Consider the following 2846-nt stretch of genomic DNA (forward strand, 5'->3'; position numbering starts at 1 on the left):
TCTCCTTGAGGGCTTGCTGTAGATGAACGACTTGTTCCGACCTTAAAAAATTCTTGGCTGCTGGTGGCATAGTTACTTTGAATCAGCTTTACCTTTTTATTATGCAACTTTGATGCCGATTAGCTTAGGTGAATCGCTCTTCCCTTCAGGATAACCTTGGAGGTGAAAGGCTGGCTGTAGGCGATTGCTAACTGGATGCAGCACCAAGGGGCAAAAGTTTCTCTATGGCAATTACAGCAAGCGTTAGATATTCCCCTAGTAGAGGTTTGGCTAGGGTTATTGCATTCGCCTAAGCCGCAAAATTGGGACAGGCAACGGGAGTTTTATCGGGAGGCAAGCGATTTTTGGATTGTTAGCTAATAAATTCTTCTTTCTCGTCATCTTTTACCTTACAATTAGGTAATGAAATATAGTAAGGGGGGGGGTAGGTTGATGAAAAACGCGACTATTACAAGTAAGGGTCAAGTAACTATTCCTAAAGAGATCCGAGACTATTTGAAGTTAGAAATTGGCAGCAAGATTGACTTTGTAATTGATGAAAACGGCACGGTCAAGGTAATTCCCCTCACTGTACCAGTTACAGCATTATCTGGGATGCTACACCGTCCCGATATGGGTGCCGCAACGATTGAAAATATGGAAGCTGCAATCTCCGAGGGTGCTAGTGATTGGACTTGATACCAATATTTTAGTGCGCTATCTTACTCAAGACGACTTGGAGCAGTGGCAACTAGCCGCCGGGTTAATTGAGGCAGAGGGGCAATTATGCTTTCTCTCCAATATTGTTCTCTGTGAGTTAGTTTGGGTACTTAGAGTTAAACCTTACCAATTTACTCGCCAACAAATTTCCGAGGTTTTAGAAACTATGCTTGCTACTCCTGTAATGGAGTTTGAGAATCGATCCGCCGTATATCAAGCTTTACAGCGCATGAAAGTGGGAAAAGCCGATTTCTCCGATTACTTAATTGGCGCGATCTCTCAACAAGCCCAATGCTCTGCTACCTATTCTTTTGACCGTAAGCTAATTGGTGAAAAAGGCTTCCAGTATCCATGCACTTCCGACAATACAACAGGTAGCGGCCAGGCAAAAAATTAATCGTTCCATGCCCAGCCTTCCTCCACGTAACCCCCCCAACTCATCCCGCCGCGATCGCGAATTCCTTTACCTCCACGAAATCGATGCCCTAATTGCTGCCACTAGCCAAACCCTCGCCCCTATTCGCAACCAAGCTCTAATTACGCTATAGCAATCAATTTGACATTAATTTTCTCACCCAAAAGTGGTAACAAAATCGCCACTGGTATTTCATTGTTGTCACACAGAATCTGCCATTGGTCTTGGGGTAGAAGATAATCCTCAAAATCCTGATACTGTCGAGAACTTACAACTGAAATGTCCCTCGAACGCAAACAGTCTCGGAGTTGACTTAAGACACACATTTCGTAATAATGACGGTCAATCTTACCATTATTGAACACATATTTTAACTATCGGGATTTGACAAAATCAACTGGTGCATCATCCGGTATATTACGGCGATTAGTATCATTTAGTTCTTTGATTAAATTTAACGCTTCAACAATAGCTACGGCTGGATTGCTGGCTTTAAACTCAAAGGCTGAGAGTAATGTTGGTGTATATCTACGTAGTTGGGAATAGCGTCTGTCGAGCAAATCAAAATAATCAAAATCCGCAGGACGTGCTAATTTCCCAGCTTCTTCAACACTTTTGCGAAAATTATCCCAACTTAACACCGATTCAATCGCAGCATAGGCATCTCCTTTTCCCTCTCTGGCGTTAATTAGAGCATCTCCTATATCAGCATAGAGCCTGACTTTCTCATTAATAGCTTTTCCATCGTGTTGAAAATTTTGGTTACGTTGATTTTCACTACGGCGGAACAATTTACCTATCATCTTGTCGTGCATTGAGATTGCCGTGTCAACAAATATGGCAGATGGTTCTAACAAAAAAGCAACCAAAGTAGCAGATCTTCTTAGGTCATCTAATCTCGCTATATGTGCAGGTGTTGTTTTCACTCCAATCCGGGTTAATTGCACCAAACGATTGATGAAGAAGTGCATTATCTTACACCAACACAATTAAATCTTCTCTACCAAACCATTAAACCAGATGCTCGTTTGGATGCGTTAATACATTTGTTACACAGCACGGGGGCTAGAATCGCGGAAATATTGACGTTGGATTTAGATGGTGTAGATATTCAAAATCGTAAGTTTCAGGTAAAAGGTAAGCGAAATCAGCAACGATGGTGTTTTTACAGCGAAAGTGCTGCACAAAGTCTAAATAACTACCTAAAATATTACAGGCATCAGTGCGTGTCGGCATTGTTTACAGCCCAACAACCTTTTAGTCTCAAAGTTTCTCGTCTATCTTACGCAACAACATATAAATCCCTACTTGAGGTAATTAAGGGCGTAAGTGAATTAGAAGGAATTCGTTTCCACGATTTGAGACATACCTTTGCTCCTGAAAGGGTCGGTTTGAGCGGTATCGACGAACTACGTGCATTAATGGGACATGAGACGATTCAAAGGACTTTGCGATCTTCAAAAGTTACTTCTCGGCGTGCGGAAGAAGTAGCACAATGAGCCTTTGAGAAAATCCCAAATTATGGGCAGTAAGTAAATATCAGTTTTGGCTAAAAGTAATACTGTTCTATTATTAATAGCAATATTAATAATACATTTTAACGGATTTCGCGGAATTCCCCTTCCTCGCCGCAGGCAGGGAGGGGATGGATAGCGGGAGACTCTTAGTCTCCAATTAGTCTTGACTTTCACTTCTAGGTATGAGATTATACATATACCCAAAGCTCTAGTCG

6 protein-coding genes are annotated in these 2846 nt (G+C 41.8%); 5 read left to right on the forward strand and 1 reads right to left on the reverse strand.

The annotated features are described in order from the left end of the window. The first annotated feature begins 195 nt into the window (after positions 1 to 195). The 4 genes from AC2VE5_RS25440 to AC2VE5_RS25455 all read left to right on the forward strand — a co-directional run bounded on the left by AC2VE5_RS25440 (position 196) and on the right by AC2VE5_RS25455 (position 1247). Positions 196 to 360, forward strand: coding sequence for a hypothetical protein (locus AC2VE5_RS25440; protein WP_486890371.1), 165 nt, complete (start codon positions 196 to 198; stop codon positions 358 to 360). Positions 361 to 432: 72 nt separating this feature from the next. Beyond that, entirely contained in the window at positions 433 to 678 is a 246-nt protein-coding gene (locus AC2VE5_RS25445) for an AbrB/MazE/SpoVT family DNA-binding domain-containing protein (RefSeq protein ID WP_486890372.1), read from the forward strand. Next, entirely contained in the window at positions 665 to 1096 is a 432-nt protein-coding gene (locus AC2VE5_RS25450; protein ID WP_486890373.1) for a type II toxin-antitoxin system VapC family toxin, read from the forward strand. The genes AC2VE5_RS25445 and AC2VE5_RS25450 overlap by 14 nt, the downstream gene beginning before the upstream one ends. Before the next feature lie 7 nt (positions 1097 to 1103). Next, the gene (locus tag AC2VE5_RS25455) at positions 1104 to 1247 is read left to right on the forward strand and encodes a hypothetical protein (RefSeq protein ID WP_486890374.1); all 144 of its coding nucleotides are present in this window, start codon (positions 1104 to 1106) and stop codon (positions 1245 to 1247) included. Between the two features lie 241 nt (positions 1248 to 1488). Here the strand turns inward: AC2VE5_RS25455 and AC2VE5_RS25460 are convergent, their stop codons facing one another. Further along, the gene (locus AC2VE5_RS25460) at positions 1489 to 2040 is read right to left on the reverse strand and encodes a hypothetical protein (RefSeq protein WP_486890375.1); all 552 of its coding nucleotides are present in this window, start codon (positions 2038 to 2040) and stop codon (positions 1489 to 1491) included. A 15-nt stretch (positions 2041 to 2055) separates the two neighbouring features. Here AC2VE5_RS25460 and AC2VE5_RS25465 point away from each other — a divergent pair, with 15 nt between their 5' ends. Further along, positions 2056 to 2613 (forward strand): tyrosine-type recombinase/integrase, encoded by a 558-nt coding sequence (locus AC2VE5_RS25465; protein ID WP_486890376.1) that lies wholly within the window; start codon positions 2056 to 2058, stop codon positions 2611 to 2613. Positions 2614 to 2846: the final 233 nt, after the last annotated feature.

It is taken from the genome of Aliterella sp. E5.1, from assembly GCF_057473825.1.